Origin of the sequence: Thalassospira sp. A40-3 (assembly GCF_015871485.1) — a bacterium.
GTDB classification, from domain to species: domain Bacteria; phylum Pseudomonadota; class Alphaproteobacteria; order Rhodospirillales; family Thalassospiraceae; genus Thalassospira; species Thalassospira tepidiphila.
Genome location: NZ_CP065428.1, coordinates 965,090 through 983,068, shown reverse-complemented (window position 1 = coordinate 983,068; position 17,979 = coordinate 965,090). Strand labels below are relative to the sequence as shown.

Sequence of the window (17,979 nt, the reverse complement as noted above, 5' to 3'; positions counted from 1 at the left end):
AGATAACGAGATTTCTGGCGAAAACCCGACGATTTTGCCAAACATTCGCCACCCGCCGCCAACCGCCCGCGCCAACCGGCGCGGAATGCATACACCCGCGCCCCCATCAACCCGAACTTGCACATCAGCCCTGATACAACAACACTGGATTTTCCCGGCCATCCATGCCATATTAAAAGGTGAAATTTGCCAAGTCTTTGTTCGCGCGCGAAACTGCCGCGCAAGCTTGCTTGGAAAAGTGCTGATTGTCAGCACAGCTCTCAAAGCTCTCCGTCCAGGGAGGACGATTATGGATATCACCATTGGTGGTCTGTCATCCCAACAATCCGGCGCGTCTACGCGTTCGGCACAATCCTATTTGCCGGGCCAGGGCGATACTGAAAAAGCTGGCAACAATAATGGCACGTCCGCCTTTGCCGCTGCGACGTCTGTTTCGCTGTCTTCTGAATCGGCAAACCGGCTGTCGGCGGACAATATCGTTGCCGCAATCAATGAAAGCCTGCAATCCACCGGCCTGTCGATCCAGGGTGTCAATCCCGACGATTACACGCCAGAAGGCGTTGCTGACCGCATTCTCGCCCGCGTTGGCGATCTGATTGCCTCGAACGCAAGCTCCGAGGCCGAAGCCCGCGAGATCTTTGATCAGGCAAGCCGTGGCATTCAGGCCGGCCTTGAAGATGCCCGCGCCATCCTTGACGGGTTGGGCGCGCTGAATGACGAAATCAACGGCAATATCAACGAGACCGAAGAACGCCTGAATGAAGGCCTGCAAAGCATCGAGCAGCGCCTGACCGAGCTGTTTAACAGCAGCGCGTCAGAAGAAGCCGCCGAGGCCGCAACGCCGGAACGCGATGAACAGGTCCTGCAATCGCAGGTCACCCAGACCGCACAGGCCAGCCAAGCCTACGCCGAAGCGGGCAGCAATGCCCAGCGCAACGCGCCGCGCTACGGCACCAACGGCTAACCCTCCAAACATCTCGTTCGCACAGATTAAAACCGGCTCCCTTGGGGTCGGTTTTTCTTTTGCCGGTTACGACACCCGCCCGACACCCCCACCGGGATCATGATCATCCGTAACCCGAAACAGCTTTTGCCCCGCAGCTTGAATACGTGCAAACGCATCCTCCGCCATAAAGCCCGAAACAAACGCCATGAAGGTCACGAGAAACGGGCTGATGTCGATTTGACCTGATCCGTCGGGTCCGCCCTGGCTGACCATCAGCACGCCTGCCTCTGTGCACAGGAAGATGGCCATGGCGGCAGCGATCCCCTCCCCCGTCATGACGAGCAGCCTTGCGGCGGGCTTCAGGCTTTTGCCAAGCTGTGCCCATCCCTGAAGCCGCGGCACCGTTTCGGCCTGCGGCGCGTGCACTGCCTCCGGCACGGTTTGATCCATGGCATTGTGATCTGCGGCGTTGTGATCCGTGGCATTTTCATCAAGCGGTGTTTTGGGCGGCGTTTGGGCCGTGGGCGGCTGGCCGAAATTCTGTCTGGTAAAGGCAACCACAGCCCCCAATCCGCCCGCCGCGACTGTGACCAACAAGGTCAGCATGATGGTAGGCAACTGGATCAAATAGGACAGCATATGGCCAACGGGGTGTTGAAACAGGGCAACCAGCGAAACCGTATCCTGGCCAAACTCTTCGTCCTGACGCCTGATCTCTGCCTCGATCTCGGCCAGCTCATTTTGCAAGGTCGTTCTGAGCTTTGCGGCGTGCTGGTTTTCTGCGCGGATATTGGCCCATTCGATCTGGGCGCGGGCGTTTTTCTCGTCAAACCGGATCATGGAACTTCGGATGGCATCGACTTGCTGGCCGGCGCGATCCATCAGGGTTTCCGGGGCTTTGTCGGTGAATTTCGGGTGATCAAGCAGGGCGTGAAGCCGGGTCATGATTTCAATGCCGTCTGCGCGACGTTTCCTGTCCGCATCGCTTTCCCCAAACGGCACATCAAGCATTGGCGATCCGGCGCGGCCAAGGGTTGTACCACCGCCGCCGGCAATGCCGGTTGGCGGATCAAACAACCCGTCGGTTGGCATGGCGGTTTGCTGGCTTGTCACGAATTGATGCGCAGCATTAAGCGCGCTTAAGAACGCGCCTGCAAATTCGGGGTCAAATGCATCGCGATTGCTGGCAACGGTTGCGCCAAGTTGTGAATAGCTGCCAAACGCGTCCCACCATGCGGCAATCGCATCCTTGCGCAAGGCCAGTCCATTCCGGGTTTCTTCAAGGGATCTGGTATCAATCGCGCGCATATCATCGCGCAAAGTACCGGCCTCTTCGCGCAAGGCGGCCTCGTGAAAGGCTTGCAGGACCAGTCGTTCCAACATGCCAGGCGATGACACACCGAGTTCACGCAGCAGGGAATCGCGCTGAATATCGGCGGTAAATCCGGCGAACAGCGTAATCACAAACCCGAAATAAAGCACACAGGTCAATCCGGCCAAGATGGACGCCCCCGCCAACCGCCAGATGTTCAGGCCTTGTTGTCTTTCTTGCTCCATCGGGCACCTTCATGCGTTTCGTCCCCTGTCGACGTGGAGCGAAAATGCCTGTGAGGGCGCGCGATATCGCGGGTTTAACTAGGCTCAGGACCTATTAATTTGGTTTGAATGGTTCACCGGGTTTGTGCGGATACGCGAAGCAAAACCGCAGGAAGATATGTATCTTTCAAGGTTTTGCGACAAAGTAGCCCGTGCAAACCCGGTGAATCCAAAGGACAGACGTTATATTTGCAAACTCCTGCGTCAAACCCCTTGGCCGGGATACCAGCCCGCCCGGCGGGCCTTTCCTTGGATTTCACAAATATAACGTCTGCCATTCCAATCAAATTAATAGGTCCTGAGCCTAAGCAGCCGCAAAACGGCTGATTTCCATCCGTATGAGAGCCCCCCCTCTTTCGCGTAGGATGGCATATTTCTTATATTTTTCAGATACTTACTATTAAGAAAATTCTAATATTAGATATTGCCATTTAAGTTTTTTCTAATTAACATTGCCTTCAGCCGATCTCAGGAGGAGGTCGTCCACGCCGCCACCCTTTATCTTTGCTTGTTCAGGTAGGAACTGCGTTATGGCGTTAAATATCATATCCGACCACGCGGCCAATCTGGCGCACCGCAATCTGGCGCGAGCCGAGGAGGCCGCGAACAGATCGCTTGCCAAGCTGTCATCGGGGAAACGTGTGGTCTCTGCCCGCGATGATGCCGCTTCGATGGCCATCGGGTCGCGGCTGAACTCGACGGCCTCTGCTTTGACATCGGGGATTGTCAATATCGGTCAGGGCAATTCCATGCTGCAGATTGCCGACGGGGCCATGGTCACCATCGACGATGTGCTGGTGCGCATGAACACACTGGCCGTTCAGGCCGCATCGGAAAACCTGTCAGACACGGAACGCGGGTTTCTCAATGACGAATTCGTCGCACTGCGCACCGAGATCAACCGCATTGCGGCCGCAACCAATTTCAACGGCATCCAGTTGCTCGGCGATGGCAGTGATGTGTCCCTTGATTATTCGGATTTGCAGGCTGGTGGCTCTGCCGAGGTTCTTTCGGTTGCCAATGGCTTTTCAAATTTCACCATCACCGATGACAATTACTGGGCGCGTGATGCCAACGAAAACGGATCGGCGGATAATCAGCTTCGCTTTGATGTGCTCAAGACCGGGGATCGCATTCTGCTGAGTGCCATATCCGAAATCGATGGCACCAGCCCGCACCGGACCCAAAGCATCGATGTCACCGATTATGCGTCCGGCGGCAGCAAGGCACTTAATCCCGGTCAAACACAGACACTCGATTTCGGGGATGTCGGTGTGAAAGTGAACCTGAACTTCAATATCGCAACCACCATCGCCAACGCCCTGGCCCAAGGCTCCGATGGTGCCGGTGCCGATGGATCGGCCACGGCGCAGATTTTTGGCGCCAGCCCGGTTTTCTCGGTTCTTGAGGATCAGGGCAACAAACTGCCTGATAAGATCTACTTCCAGCTTGGCGGCGGCAATACCGGCGGTGCGCAGCTTTCGATCCCGACGACCGCGGTTGACGGCGCTGCCCTTGGCACCGGCAAAAACGGCACGGAGACAAGCCTTGATGAGCTGGGCAGCAATGCGATTGCCACATCCGCCAAGGCCCAAAGTGCGATCGAGGCCGTGGCGCGCGCGATTGATGATCTGCAACGCGCACGGGCCAATATCGGCACCAACCAGAACCGTCTGGATGCTGCCAGCGAAAGCCTTGCCTCGACGCTTGAAAACGTCAAAGAGGCGCGCTCAAGCCTGCTTGATCTCGACGTTGCGATGGAACTGACCAACTACGCGTCGAAACAAATCCTGATCAAATCAAGTGTCGCGATGTTGGCCCGCGTCAGTGAAATACGCCAGAACCTGATACGCTTGCTGGCAGGTTGAAGAGCCACCTCTCAGCGAGTGTAGGAAGCCCCGCGCCCCCGCGCGGGGCTTCTGACCCTCATTGCGCTGCAAAACATCCTTTAACCGGTGGGGCTTTTACGTCTATGGTCGTCTAAACACCCAAAGAAAGACAGATCGGCCATGACCACCCCGACATCCGACAACACATCCGACACCACCGCCGACAAATCATCCCAAACCTGGCAAAACCTTTCGACCGACTGGATCACCTGGGCCGAACGCCTGGCACCGGCGGCCGAAAAGATCAACCGCCACATGATCGAGGCAGCCGACCTTCCGGGGCTTGCAGCTTTGCGCGATGGCGCACCGCTTGATGTGCTTGATCTGGCATCCGGGGTGGGTGAACCTGCCTTTTCCTTTGCCCGTGCCTTGGGCGGCGGCACGGATGATAGCGCTAACATCCCCGGAATTGCCGGGCACGTGACCGCCTCCGATATCGTTTCTGATATGTGCGATGCCCTTATGGAACGCGCCGCCGAAGAAGAAATTTCCAACATCAAGGCCGTTCCGGCCAATATGGAAAAACTGCCGTTCGAGGATCAAAGCTTTGACGTGGTGTCGTGCCGTTTCGGCGTGATGTTTTGCGAGGATCCGGACAAGGCGCTTCGCGAGGCATTCCGCGTTCTGCGCCCCGGTGGCAAAGCGGTGTTCATGGTCTGGGCGCCGCTCGTGGATAATCCGTTGTTTGCCGCCATGGACGCAGTTCTTGGCAACATCCTTGGCATCGGCTTTGATGCCGCCGGGCTCGACCCGTTCTGCTTTGGCGATGCCGATCAATCCATGATGCGCTTTGAGAAAGCAGGCTTTACCGGGATTGAAGCAACAACCCACAGCCCGGCTGGCCGTATTCCCGAAAACGCCCCGTTCTGGAAACCGCAAATGGATATGCTGTTTGGCAATGTTCTGCGCAAATCATCGGACATGGAAGTCGGCGCGATCAATGCAGCGATGTTTGAAACGTTGGCCCCCTATATCGAAGACGGCCATTTTCAGGTCCCGATTTGTTTTCATGTACTTAGCGCAAAGCGCGCCTGATCCGGCCAACCTGTCTGATCGCTGATTTCCTGTAAAACCCAAGCATTCCTGCGCATCACGCATGGCCGCATGCGCGGATTTGTGCTTGCGTTTTGGCAACCGGCATGGCAAACCCCGCCCCCTTGGAAGGATGATCCTTCCCCTGTCGTAGCACCAGGTTAAAAACACGAAAGACTGATTACTATGAAGACGATTGTCGTCTGCTCTGGCGGGCTGGATTCCGTCACGCTGGCCTATAAGGTCGCGACCGAGCACAAGCTCCATTCCCTGATTTCGTTTGATTATGGCCAGCGCCATAAAAAGGAACTCGATTTCGCTGCCCGTGCGGCGCGTAATCTTGGCGTCAAACATCACATCGTTGATCTGACCCCGGTCGGTGCGCTTTTGACCGGATCGTCACTGACCAGTGATGATATCGATGTGCCCGATGGCCATTACGCCGAAGAAACCATGCGCATCACCGTGGTGCCGAACCGCAATGCGATCATGCTGGCTGTGGCCTTTGGGGCGGCGGCCAGTGCCGGGGCCGATGCGGTTGCCGCGGCTGTGCATGGCGGGGATCATTTCATCTATCCTGATTGCCGTCCCGATTTCATCAAATCGTTCCAGACCATGCAGGACCACGCCCTTGAGGGCGTCAAAGACGTCAAGCTGTATACGCCGTTTGTCAATGTCTCGAAGGCCGATATCGCGCTGGAGGCAGGGCGTCTTGGCGTGCCGGTCGATCTGACATGGTCGTGTTACAAGGGCGGGGAAACCCATTGCGGACGGTGCGGCACCTGTGTCGAGCGGCGCGAGGCGCTTGAACTGGCACGCGTCAAGGATCCGACCGTTTATGTCGATCGCGATTACTGGAAACAGGCCCGTGCCGACCATATGGCGCGCAAATTCGGCCCCTTGCCCACCACCGATTGCGCAGCAAAGTAATCCTCATACAATTAAAATTTGCACCATGGATGCCCGCCTGCGCGGGCATGACGGATCGACCGCAGACCTGCTTGATTTGGCACCGTCATCCCCGCGAAGGCGGGGACCTCGATCCGCATGCTCATGGTGGCAGAAATGGACGACACCGAAAGAAAACCGATGTTCACCATCACCAAACAATTCGCCTTTTCCGCAAGCCACCAGCTCAGCGGCCTTGAAGAAGATCACCCGTGCGCCCGCTTGCATGGCCATAACTATATCGTCGAGGTGGAGCTTAAGGGTGCCGACCTTGATGAACGTGGTTTCGTGCGTGATTACCGCGAATTGGGGCCGCTCAAACGGCTGATTGATGACGAGTTTGATCACCGTCACCTGAACGAGGTTCTTGGTCACGATCACCCGACCGCCGAACGGCTTGCGCTGTTCTTTTATGAATGGGCGCATGATCGCTGGCCGGAAGTTTCGGCAGTGCGCGTGTCCGAAACGCCGAAAACCTGGGCGGAATATCGTCCATGACGGTGCACGACCCCAAACTTGCCGATCTTCATGATGCACGCGGTAAAATCCGCATTTCGGAAATCTTCGGCCCGACCGTGCAGGGCGAAGGTGCCCTGATCGGCATGCCGACGGTGTTTGTCCGCACCGGCGGCTGTGATTTCCGCTGTTCGTGGTGCGACACCCTTTATGCGGTTGATCCGGCCTTTCGCGCTGACTGGAAACCGATGTCCGCGACCGAGGTACTGGATGCGGTCAAAAAGATTTCCGGTGGCAAGCCGATCCTGATTACGCTGTCGGGTGGCAACCCGGCCATCCAGCCACTGGGTGACCTGATTGCCATGGGCAAGGACGAAGGTTTTACCTTTGCGATTGAAACACAAGGCAGCATCGCCAAGGACTGGTTTACCGACCTCAATTTCCTGACGATCAGCCCAAAGCCGCCAAGCTCTTCGACCAGTTTTGATAAGGATGCATTGCAGGCTTGTATCGAAGCAGCCCAATCCGATGGCATTCTGAATGGTCCGGCCATTACCTTGAAATTCCCGGTGCGCGATGCCGCCGACCTGATGTTTGCCGATTATGTGAGGAACCTTCACATTGGCATTCCGGTCTGTTTACAGCCGGTCAATACAACACCCGCGGAACCCCATCCCGATGGCGCAGACGGTGTTGATATCGATGGCCTGACTGAACGGTATCGCTGGCTGGTCGATGAAGTGGCAAGGCGCAAATGGTTTGATGTGCGCGTGCTGCCGCAATGGCATGTCCATGTCTGGGGCAATCTGCGCGGGGTTTAAACCCGCCCCCGGACTTTGCCAGTGACGACAAAATATATTTTATCCGAAATAAGCGAGCCTTTCCCGCACGATTGCGCCAGATGACCCGTTACAGGCCGTTTGGCATGTTTGCTATTTGCCCGCACGCGCACCACTTCCCCATTAGCGGGCGCGCTTTGCGCCGGCAAATAGAAAGATCACATCATGTCATTTCGCAGTTTTTCGACAAGCCAGGGAAAAGCGGGCTCGAAGCCGGATGCAAAATCGTCAGATAGCGCATCGAGCCCTGCCGCAAAGCCAAAGTCCGAAAATTCCCCTGCCGAAACCAAACCGACCGCGCATCAAGGCGCGAATGACTGATACCGTGCTGGCGGAGGTTATCCTCCGCCATCGCCTTTTCTGGCCGATCTTTTCCGAAAATCATGAACATGCAGGAAACGCCCGTTTCCCGCTTCATAAAGGGCTGGTGCCATGCAGCACAGCAGGATGACGCACAAAACCGTGACCTTTGCTCATCCGTTTCACTTGCGCGGACATAGCGATCTGTTTCCACCGGGAAGCTATGTCGTCGATACCACCGAAGAACTGATCGAAGGTGTTTCGATTACGGCCTATCGCAGGGTATCGACCGATTTGCATCTGAAATACAAACATAACGGCATGATGGTTGATCGAATTCTTTCCATCAAACCGGTTGATCTCGATATTGCCCTGACACGCGATGCAGATCCGGACCGCCCGGAACATCGTTGAGCCAGCCATCCTTTGAAATCCGCCGCATTTTATCCCGCATTTTTCGAACATGGATGGCGCACAGATTTGTGCGAAACGTTGTGTTTTGGCCGAAACCCCCCATATATAATGTATACACCATGCCTGTTCGCAGGCAGGGTGACACACTTGGCGCCTGACCAATGATGCCTGTGCGTCCCGAGCATATGACACAGGTATCGGCGCTTTACCGAATGACCCGAAGAGACCGGGGATTGCGGATCTTAAGCCGCCCCAAAGGGGTGAACACTCAAAAGAAAATCAGATCCGCACCTTCAAGGTCATCTTCAGGATGCTCGAAGGAGCCATGATCATGAGCATAACCCGCACAACCCATCGTACGGTGACGTTCTTTCATCCGTTCCACTTGCCCGGTCATGCCGGGTTGCTTTCGCCTGGCGAGTATGAAGTCGACACCCTTGAAAAACTTGATCCCGATGCTGCAATGCGCAGCTATATCAAGATGGAATGTCATGTCCATCTCTGGGCGAAGGAGGACATGAAGGACGGCATCGACGTCCTGATGGTCGAACCGCAAGTGCTTGAAGCCGCCCTTGCCCTTGATTCCGATCCGTTGCGTGAAGATGAACGCAATCAGATGATCAAATCCTTTGGCGGCAGGCCAACGGATAACGCCGCCGCCTGACGGCATGCCAAGCCGAAAGGGCGCAACATAAAGCACCCCGGGCAGAGAACGTTATCAACTGATCGCGTCCCAACACCTCTGCCCTGCATAGGATCATGGATTTATGGCAACCAGAATACCGGTGTCAGCCACCCGTGATCTTGCAAAATTTTGACACCTTCCAACACAGGAATGGCAATCCAGAACCACATCGCATCGCGGGTGGTCGCCAAAAACAGGGCCGGTCGACACAAAATCTCTTTCTCGTCTCGCCAGCGGAACCATGTCGGGCGAAAACGCGGAACCGTATTCACATAACGCTTGAATGCCCGGCCAAACCGCTCCGCCAGCATGGCTTCTTCACGCAGCACCACATGCCGGAACACCGCCCAGCACAAAACAGCAGAGACCAACCCGATGGCAATACTGCCGGTCTGGGCACCGGCACCAAATGCACCAATGAAGCTGAAAACATAAAGCGGGTTTCGACACATCGAATAAGGGCCGGACGTCACCAGTTCGGTCTTTTTGCGCCCGCCAATATAAAGCGAACACCAGCCCCGCCCCACGATGCAGACCATGATCGCCATCATACCGACAACCTGGATAGCGTGGTGCCATACACTGTTGCGATCAAATCCTGCACGGGTAAAACAAACCAATGCCAAAAGCAGCACAACACCGACGCGAAGCGTCCATTTTCGGTAGCGCTGAATGCGCTGTAGATCTTTTGCCGCGTGCGCGTCTGTTGCAGAATTGAAATTGGCTTGAATGATAAAGCGTGGTTGCAGCATGTATGCCCCCTTGAGATAAAGAGGCCACAGCATCCGCGATCACCCGATCTTTGGCGTCCAATGCTGTTGATCCGGTCCTGCAATTGGCGGTTCGGACGTCACCGACGCAGACAAGACTTCCCGTCTTGCTGCCTCGCGCACCGCACTGGGGGTTTCACCCGTGATTTTCTTGAAGGCCAGATTAAAGGTCGATTTCGAATTGAAACCTACGCTAAGTGCGATGTCCAAGATCGTCCTTTCGGGCTCCAACACCAGAACTGCACGTGCTTCTTCAATACGTGCACTATTGACGTAATCAAAAAAGTTCTGCCCAAGATGACGATTAAGCACATAGGAAAGCTGATTGGGAGACACACCAACAGCCCGGGAAAGTTTGGGTAAAGACACCAAAGGATCAAGTAACAGTTCGCGGTAAGACCGAATTTCGGCGAGCTTTGTCAAAGCCCTTTGCAAAGCGTCCTCGTCAAGCAGTGATCGCGCAGCTTCCGAAGACGAAGCAACACCAACACCAACACCCATGCCATTTTCTTGATCTTGCGCCCGCTTGTTATCAAAGACGCCGTCTGCGATTGCAGACCTTTTGATATTTTCCGGCCAATCGGCCATGACAAATAGCGCAGGCTGCGTTGCGATCACATAACTCATCGCAAAAAGAACCAGCACAAAGGCAATACCCGTTCCGGTCATTGCCATTTGCTCGGGTATATAAAATGCGACCACCCGGCTGACAAAAACCGTCACAAAGATCAAACAAACCCCGCCGAAAATAACAAATACCCATCGCTGAATCACGCGACGACCTACTCCCAGCTGTTGCTGAACTTGCCGAAAATAAACCTGAGACAGCATCCACAATTGATAGATATAGAAACAGGCCTGTAAAAATATCGCCACCCAACAAAGGCCTTTGATGCCTTCGATAAGGAAAACTAGAGAACCGACTGAGGCCTGCCCACTTAATCCGTCGACGGCAAAAAGCACGACCAACAAATTAAGAACCAACGCCGGCAGGAGGAAGTGCCCCCATGGGCCACGCTCCGGGGTGCCTGATAATTCTCGAAAATACAGATAAATCGATGGGCCAATCAGGAAATTGCAGGGAAAGGAAAACAGAACGATCAAATCCCGAACCTGTTCAGAACTGAAATTATCACCGATATCAGCAAGAAGATTGATCATCAAACAGCAAATAAACAAGATCATCCATCGGTTGGCAGCAAATGCCCGAACACCTTCCGATCTTAGCAAAAGACACAGAAAACCGCCCTGTAGAAGCCCAATGACAGCGATTGTCACATCAAGATAACCAAGCATAGTGTCAATCATGATTTTCCCGTGAGGCTTTGGAGCCCGGCTTGCTCATCATTATTGGCATTTCCTGCCCTGGCTTCACGCACGGCACTTGGGGTTTCACCAGTAATTTTCTTGAAGGCCAGATTAAAGGTCGATTTCGAATTGAACCCGACACTGAGCGCGATATCAAGAATGGTACGATCGGGCTCAAGCACCAGAACGGACCGGGCCTCGCGTATGCGCGCAGAATTGACGAAATCAAAGAAGCTTTTGCCGACATGATGATTAAGCACATAGGACAGCTGATTGGGTGTTATGCCAACCGCACGCGCCAGTTTCGGCAAGGAAACCAGCGGGTCCAGAAGAATATCCCCCCGCGCCTGAATGTCTTCAAGGCGCGCCAAGGCCCGTTCCACACCATCGGGATCAAGCAACGGACGCGGGGTCGCATCGTCATGCGCACGATGATCCGTCCGAGCTGTTTGCACGGGCGCATTTTCGTCTGGTGACATGACCGTTTGGCTTTGCTCATCGCCGGCTTCATTGGCATCATTCAAGGCGTCATCTGATGGCCAATCAGCCATGACAAACACGGCCGGCTGCGTGGCGATTTCATAACTCATGGCAAACAGCACCAGCGCAAACGCGATCTCGGTGCCAAACATTTCGGCATTATCGGGCAAGTAAAGCTCAACAATCTTGCTTACCGCGACCGTAACAAACACGAAGGTCAGGCCACCCAGAACCACGCCAATCCAGCGTTGCATGGCCTTGCGATCCGCACCAAGCTGTTCTTCGGTCTTGCGCAAATAGCGGCCAGCCACCTGCCACAACAGAACAATATATATCGTTATCTGGATAAAGATCGTACCCCAGCTAAAGGCATCAACGAATTCCGCGATCGTATATTGCCCCGCCCAAACGCTCCCACCACCATTATGTGTGACAACCCACGCGGTCAGGTTAAACACCACAAATAGCAAAATGAAATGCCCCCACGGGCGGCGCGACGGGTTGCCCGAAATTTCCTGGAAATAAAGGTAAACCGCAGGCGCAATTGCAAAATTGATCGGACTAAAGAACAGATCAAGCAACCCGCCCATATCGGCCGAGACCAAAGGTTCAGCCACATCCTCAATCAGATTGAGCGCAACAGCAGCAATAAACAGCATCATCCATCGGTTGGCCCCAAAGGCACGCGAACCTTCGGACCGCAGGATCAGACACAGAAACACCGCCTGCACGATGCCTACGGCTGCGACCACAGCGCTTACATAATACGTCCAACCGGTCATTCCGGCATGCTCCTGATTTTTCAGATGGATCTTCAGACGACGAACAATGTCCGGCCCGATCAACTATATCGTTTCAATATACACAGCCGGACACTATCGGCGTCCGATTGTGCACAGGCGGACGCCGCCAGGGATCGATTTTGCGAAAGTGATCACCCGATGGTTACCGATACCCCGACCCCGTGGCCGATCATCACAACAATCATGTTGTAACACGAACCAAACATGCCTCGTCCAGATTGAAGGACTGTCACAAAAGGTTCCATCATATTTAATTGACTATATCGAATTGATATATGATAGTTCGATATATATCGGATTGATATAGTCGCTTTGGTAACTTCCCCCGCCGCGGCACACTCAGTCCCGGATGCGTAAACAAGGATACAGAACACAAGATGGACGTACGTACTTTATGTCTGGGCGCCCTGATGGGCGGCGAGGCAACAGGATATGAAATCCGCAAGATGTTTGAAGATGGCACATTCAGCCATTTTCAAATCGCGTCCCTTGGTTCGATCTATCCGGCCCTGACCAAACTGACTCAGGACGGTCTGGTGACATTTGTTGAACATGAACAGGAAAACAGACCGGACAAGAAGATCTATCAACTGACATCCGAAGGACGTCGCACATTTCTGCGCACGTTGTTGCAGACCAGACCGGCCGAGGATCGTTATCGTTCCGATATTTTGTTCATGCTGACCTTTGCCGAAGAAATGCCGATTGAGCTGACCGAGGCGCTGATTGATGAATTTGCTGCCCGTCATGAATTGATGAGCCAGCAGATCGATCCGGAAAACACCGACAAACCGGCGCATCAAAAATCGAATGCCCGCGATGAAAACGGCGAACTCAGACCAGGATGCTGTTTCGTTGCCGGACTGGGACAGGCCATGTGCAATGCGACGCTGAAGTTTATTCGCGAAAACAAGCAGGGCCTGCTTGACGAGTTGAAGACGCGCAAGGCCAACAAGTCCTAGGACGCAACCGAACGCTTTGCGCAAGACGTGCCCAACAGAGCCACTGACGCATTCCGATAGCGGAATATTTGAGGGAACAGAACAATGAATGCTTCACGCCTGATCGCCATTCTTTTGGTCGTTGGGACCGTTGTATGGATCGGCAGCGCCTATTTGACGGGTGGTGATGAGACGACGGAACAGACCAGCGCCTCAGATGCGACCACTGAAAACAAGGCCGCCAAAACAACGGCGAGTGTGCGCACCATTACCAGCCACGCTGTGGATCACGTCGATCATTTGCGCATCACAGGCCGCACCGAAGCGGTCATTTCTGTTGAAATCAGTGCCGAAACCGAAGCACGCGTGATTGAAGTTGGCGCGATCAAAGGCCAGGCCGTTCAGAAAGGCGATCTGATCGCACGCCTTGACACCGGTGACCGTCAGGCCCGTGTTGCCAAGGCGCGCGCGCTGGTCGCACAGCGTGAACTTGAACATTCCGCCGCCGAAAGTCTGGCGCAAAAGAACTATCGGTCAAAAACCGGTGTGGCACAGGCACTTGCCCTGCTTGAAGAGGCGCGCGCTGATCTGATGATCGCGCGCACCGAGCTTGGCAATACCGAAATCCGCGCCCCGTTTGACGGCATTGTCGAAGAACGCCCGGCCGAGATCGGTGACCTTTTGTCAATTGGGGATCGGGTTGCAACCCTGATCCAGGGTGACCCGATGCTGGTCGTTGCCCATGTTCCCGAACATTCGATCAGCGCGATTGACCTTGGCCAACTGGCAAGCGTCACCCTGTTTGACGGCAGCACCCATGACGGCATCGTCCGTTATACAGCCCGGGCATCTGACAATGACACCCGCACCTTCCGGGTCGAGGTTGAAATTGATAATCCCGATCTGCGCATTCCTGATGGCATGACCGCCGAACTTGAAATTCCGGTCGGCATCAAACGGGCCCATCAGGTGAGGCCGTCCGTCCTGACGCTTAATGACGAGGGTGAACTTGGCGTCCGCGCCATTGTCGATAACAACAAGGTCGATTTCCTGCCTGTCGAATTGCAGGGCGGCAATCGTGACCGGATCTGGATCGGTGGTCTGCCCGACACGTTTGAACTGATCGTTGTCGGCCATGACTGGGTCAAGGAAGGGGCAACTGTTGAGGTTGTCCACCTTGAAACCGACAAGGACGGCCTTCCGATCATGCAGGATGACGAAGCACCTTCGACGGCGTCTGACGATACCGGCCAGACCCTTTCGGAAAACTCCGCGCAATAGCGCGTATCATGAGGAGATAAAAAATGTCCCTGATTGATCACGCGCTCAATCGATCGCGCACCGTCATTCTGGTTTTGATCCTGCTGCTTCTGGCTGGCTCGGTTGGCTATAACGCCATCCCCAAGGAAGCCGACCCGGATGTTCAGATCCCGGTTCTGTATGTCACCATGCATCATGACGGCGTATCGCCGGAAGATGCCGAACGCCTTCTTTTGCGCCCGATGGAGCAGGAATTGCGATCCATCGAAGGTGTCAAGGAAATGAGCTCCCAGTCCTATCAGGACGGGGCATCGGTGACGCTTGAATTTTACTCCGACGTCGACATCGACGAAGCCCTTGCCGATGTGCGCGAACGCGTTGACATCGCCAAATCCGAACTGCCCGAAGACACCGACGACCCCGAAGTCCACGAGGTCAACCTGTCGCTGTTCCCGGTTCTGGTGGTAACCCTTTCGGGTGACGTGCCCGAACGTGCGCTTCTGCGCATGGCGCGCGATCTGAAAGATGCCATCGAAGGCCTGCCTGCGGTGCTTGAAGCCAAACTTGCCGGTGATCGCGAAGAACTGGTCGAATTCATCATCGACCCGATGAAGATCGAGGCCTATCGCCTGAATGGTATCGACATCGTCAGTCTTGTGCGCAATTCCAATGCGCTGGTGGCGGCCGGTGCGATCGATACCGGTACGGGGCGCTTTAACATCAAGGTACCCGGCCTGTTTGAAAGCATAAATGACATTCTTGATATGCCGCTGATCGTTGATGGCGATTCCGTCATTCGGTTCCGCGACATCGGCGACGTGCGCCGGACATTCAAGGATGCCAAAAGCTTTGCGCGTCTTAACGGCGAACCGGCCATCGCGATTGAAGTATCCAAACGTGTCGGCGAAAACATCATCGAAGTCATTGATGCGATCAAGGCGGTCACCGCCGAGGCACAGGAAGCATTCCCGCCGAACCTGACAATCAGCTATTCACAGGACAAGTCATCTGACATCCGCACCATGCTGACCGACCTTCAGAACAGCGTGATCCTTGCGATCCTGCTGGTGATGGTGGTCGTCATCTGGGCGCTGGGCTGGCGGTCGGGTCTTCTGGTCGGGCTTGCCATTCCGGGCTCGTTCCTGACCGCGATCCTGATCCTTTGGGCGCTGGGCATGACGGTCAATATCGTTGTTCTGTTCAGTCTGATCCTGGCCGTCGGGATGCTGGTCGATGGTGCGATTGTTGTGACTGAGTATGCCGACCGCAAGATGATCGACGGCCTGCATCGCAGCAAGGCCTATCCGCTGGCGGCAAAACGCATGGCGCTTCCGATTATTGCGTCAACCGCAACCACCCTTGCAGCCTTCCTGCCGCTGGCCTTCTGGCCCGATATCGTCGGCGAGTTCATGAAATTCCTGCCGATTACGGTTCTGTTCACGCTGACCGCTTCGCTTGCCATGGCGCTGATCTTTGTGCCGACCGTGGGCGCGTGGTTTGGTAAACCGGGCAGCGAAAGCAACGAAAGCCTTGAGGCCATCGCAGCCGATCATGGCGATGACATCCACAAGGTCAAAGGCGGCACCGGGCTTTATGTCCGTATTCTCAGCGGATCGCTTCGCTTCTATTGGCTGGTGATCCCGGCGGCGTTCATCATTCTGATTTCGGTCTGGGTGGCGTTTGGCAAGCTTGGCAAGGGTGTTGAATTCTTCCCGGCTGTTGAACCCGAAGTCGCCGTGGTTCAGGTCCGTGCACGCGGCAACCTGTCCTATTACGAACAGGATGCCCTTCTCAAAGAGGTCGAGGACCGCATTCTGGCCCTTGATGCCCGTCACGAAGGCGAACACTGGTTTGATACGGTCTATGCCCGTTCCGGCGATGGTGCCGGCGGCAACGAGGCATCCGAGGACGTGATCGGCACGGTTCAGCTTGAATATGCTGATTGGCAGATGCGCCCGCCGGCAAGCGAGATTGAAAAACGTATCCTTGCCGAAACGGCCGACCTTGCTGGTATTCACGTCGAAGTCCGCGCCGAAGAAGCCGGTCCGCCGCAAGGAAAGGACATCCAGATCCAGCTTCGCTCATACTATCCTGAACTTCTTGATGAAACGGCGACCATTCTGGTCAACGGTCTTCAGGAAATGGGCGGGATGTACAATTTCGAAGACGGCAAATCGCCCCCGGGCATTGACTGGGAATACACAGTCGACCGCGCCCAGGCTTTGAAATTTGGTGCTGATATCAACCAGATTGGCAATGTCGTCAAACTGGTGACCAACGGGATCAATTTCACGACCTATCGTCCCGATGATTCAACCGAGGAAATCGATATTGTCGGGCGTTACCCGGCCAAGTATCGCTCCCTCGACGAGCTTGAAAACCTTCAGATCGTGACCGATAAGGGTCTGGTGCCGATGTCCAACTTCATCACGCGCACCCCCAAACCCAAAACCGGCACGCTGACCCGCGTTGACAGCCGCCGTGCCCTGACCGTCAAGGCCGACGTGCAGGAAGGCGTTCTGGTCGACACCAAGCTTGGCGAGGTCAAGGCATGGATGCAAACCCTTGATATCGATCCGCGTATATCGGTCGAATTCAAGGGTCAGGATGAAGAACAACAGAAATCGGCAGACTTCCTGATGAACGCCTTTACGGTGGCCCTTTTCATCATGTTCATCATTCTGGTCACCCAGTTCAACAGCATCTCGAGCTCGCTTCTGATCATGATCGCCATCATCATGTCGACGGCGGGTGTGTTCCTTGGTCTGATGATCACCGGGCAGGCTTTCTCGATCGTCATGAACGGCATCGGCGTTGTCGCACTGGCCGGGATTGTTGTGAACAACAACATCGTGTTGATCGATACCTTTGACCGGCTCAAACACACCGCCAGCAGCATCGAGGCCGCCATTCTGCAAACCGGTGCGCAGCGTCTGCGTCCGGTGATGCTGACCACGGTCACGACAATTCTTGGTCTGGTGCCGATGGTCATGCAGATCAATATCGACTTCACGTCCCGTGAGGTCACGGTCGGGGCACCGTCCACACAGTGGTGGGTACAGCTTTCAACCTCGATCGCGTTTGGTTTGGCCTTTGCGACGGCTTTGACCCTGATCTTTACGCCTTGTGCGTTGATGATGCGTCACAAGATTGCCAACCGTCTGCGAAAGACATCAATTGGCAATCGACTGAAATCGCTTGTCTCCTCGCGGTTTGGACATAACAGGACAAAGCCATCAGGCCCGACTGCATAATCGATCCCTTTAACCCAATAGCCGCGCGACTTTTCCCCCGACCCCGCCGTGCGGTTAT

Annotated in this window: 15 protein-coding genes; 11 read left to right on the top strand and 4 right to left on the bottom strand. The window is 55.1% G+C overall.

All coding sequences use genetic code 11. The features are described 5' to 3' along the window. The first annotated feature begins 289 nt into the window (after positions 1–289). Positions 290–964 carry a DUF5610 domain-containing protein gene (locus tag IT893_RS04400; RefSeq protein ID WP_197146951.1) on the top strand — a complete coding sequence of 225 codons (675 nt, stop codon included), beginning with the start codon at positions 290–292 and terminating at the stop codon, positions 962–964. Positions 965–1,030: 66 nt separating this feature from the next. Here the strand turns inward: IT893_RS04400 and IT893_RS04395 are convergent, their stop codons facing one another. After that, complete coding sequence (locus IT893_RS04395) at positions 1,031–2,503, bottom strand: hypothetical protein (RefSeq protein WP_197146950.1); 1,473 nt, start codon at positions 2,501–2,503, stop codon at positions 1,031–1,033. Positions 2,504–3,072: 569 nt separating this feature from the next. Here IT893_RS04395 and IT893_RS04390 point away from each other — a divergent pair. The 7 genes from IT893_RS04390 to IT893_RS04360 all read left to right on the top strand — a co-directional run bounded on the left by IT893_RS04390 (position 3,073) and on the right by IT893_RS04360 (position 9,084). Then, positions 3,073–4,410, top strand: coding sequence for a flagellin (locus IT893_RS04390; protein WP_197146949.1), 1,338 nt, complete (start codon positions 3,073–3,075; stop codon positions 4,408–4,410). A 141-nt stretch (positions 4,411–4,551) separates the two neighbouring features. After that, a complete protein-coding gene (locus IT893_RS04385; protein WP_197146948.1) occupies positions 4,552–5,466 on the top strand; it encodes a class I SAM-dependent methyltransferase in 915 nt (304 codons plus the stop codon). A gap of 183 nt (positions 5,467–5,649) precedes the next feature. Then, complete coding sequence (gene queC, locus IT893_RS04380) at positions 5,650–6,393, top strand: 7-cyano-7-deazaguanine synthase QueC (protein ID WP_197146947.1); 744 nt, start codon at positions 5,650–5,652, stop codon at positions 6,391–6,393. A 135-nt stretch (positions 6,394–6,528) separates the two neighbouring features. Beyond that, positions 6,529–6,909, top strand: a complete 381-nt coding sequence (gene queD / locus IT893_RS04375) for a 6-carboxytetrahydropterin synthase QueD (RefSeq protein WP_252724077.1) — start codon at positions 6,529–6,531, stop codon at positions 6,907–6,909. Continuing rightward, positions 6,906–7,688 carry a 7-carboxy-7-deazaguanine synthase QueE gene (gene queE, locus IT893_RS04370; RefSeq protein WP_197146946.1) on the top strand — a complete coding sequence of 261 codons (783 nt, stop codon included), beginning with the start codon at positions 6,906–6,908 and terminating at the stop codon, positions 7,686–7,688. The genes queD and queE overlap by 4 nt, the downstream gene beginning before the upstream one ends. Positions 7,689–8,153: 465 nt before the next feature. Continuing rightward, positions 8,154–8,420: a hypothetical protein gene (locus tag IT893_RS04365; protein WP_083997126.1), complete on the top strand. Its 267-nt coding sequence runs from the start codon at positions 8,154–8,156 to the stop codon at positions 8,418–8,420. 331 nt (positions 8,421–8,751) lie between these two features. Further along, positions 8,752–9,084 carry a hypothetical protein gene (locus tag IT893_RS04360; protein ID WP_197146945.1) on the top strand — a complete coding sequence of 111 codons (333 nt, stop codon included), beginning with the start codon at positions 8,752–8,754 and terminating at the stop codon, positions 9,082–9,084. 101 nt (positions 9,085–9,185) lie between these two features. On the opposite strand, the gene IT893_RS04355 is transcribed toward IT893_RS04360, so the two are convergent. The 3 genes from IT893_RS04355 to IT893_RS04345 are packed head-to-tail and all read right to left on the bottom strand — an operon-like array spanning position 9,186 to position 12,445. Beyond that, positions 9,186–9,857 (bottom strand): isoprenylcysteine carboxylmethyltransferase family protein, encoded by a 672-nt coding sequence (locus tag IT893_RS04355; RefSeq protein ID WP_197146944.1) that lies wholly within the window; start codon positions 9,855–9,857, stop codon positions 9,186–9,188. A 39-nt stretch (positions 9,858–9,896) separates the two neighbouring features. Then, positions 9,897–11,183 (bottom strand): AraC family transcriptional regulator, encoded by a 1,287-nt coding sequence (locus IT893_RS04350; protein WP_252724076.1) that lies wholly within the window; start codon positions 11,181–11,183, stop codon positions 9,897–9,899. Continuing rightward, entirely contained in the window at positions 11,180–12,445 is a 1,266-nt protein-coding gene (locus IT893_RS04345) for an AraC family transcriptional regulator (protein ID WP_197146943.1), read from the bottom strand. The genes IT893_RS04350 and IT893_RS04345 overlap by 4 nt, the downstream gene beginning before the upstream one ends. 398 nt (positions 12,446–12,843) lie before the next feature. Here IT893_RS04345 and IT893_RS04340 point away from each other — a divergent pair, with 398 nt between their 5' ends. The 3 genes from IT893_RS04340 to IT893_RS04330 all read left to right on the top strand — a co-directional run bounded on the left by IT893_RS04340 (position 12,844) and on the right by IT893_RS04330 (position 17,921). Continuing rightward, entirely contained in the window at positions 12,844–13,428 is a 585-nt protein-coding gene (locus tag IT893_RS04340) for a PadR family transcriptional regulator (protein WP_197146942.1), read from the top strand. An 84-nt stretch (positions 13,429–13,512) separates the two neighbouring features. Then, positions 13,513–14,688 carry an efflux RND transporter periplasmic adaptor subunit gene (locus IT893_RS04335; protein ID WP_197146941.1) on the top strand — a complete coding sequence of 392 codons (1,176 nt, stop codon included), beginning with the start codon at positions 13,513–13,515 and terminating at the stop codon, positions 14,686–14,688. Positions 14,689–14,711: 23 nt separating this feature from the next. Next, positions 14,712–17,921, top strand: a complete 3,210-nt coding sequence (locus IT893_RS04330) for an efflux RND transporter permease subunit (RefSeq protein ID WP_252724075.1) — start codon at positions 14,712–14,714, stop codon at positions 17,919–17,921. Positions 17,922–17,979: the final 58 nt, after the last annotated feature.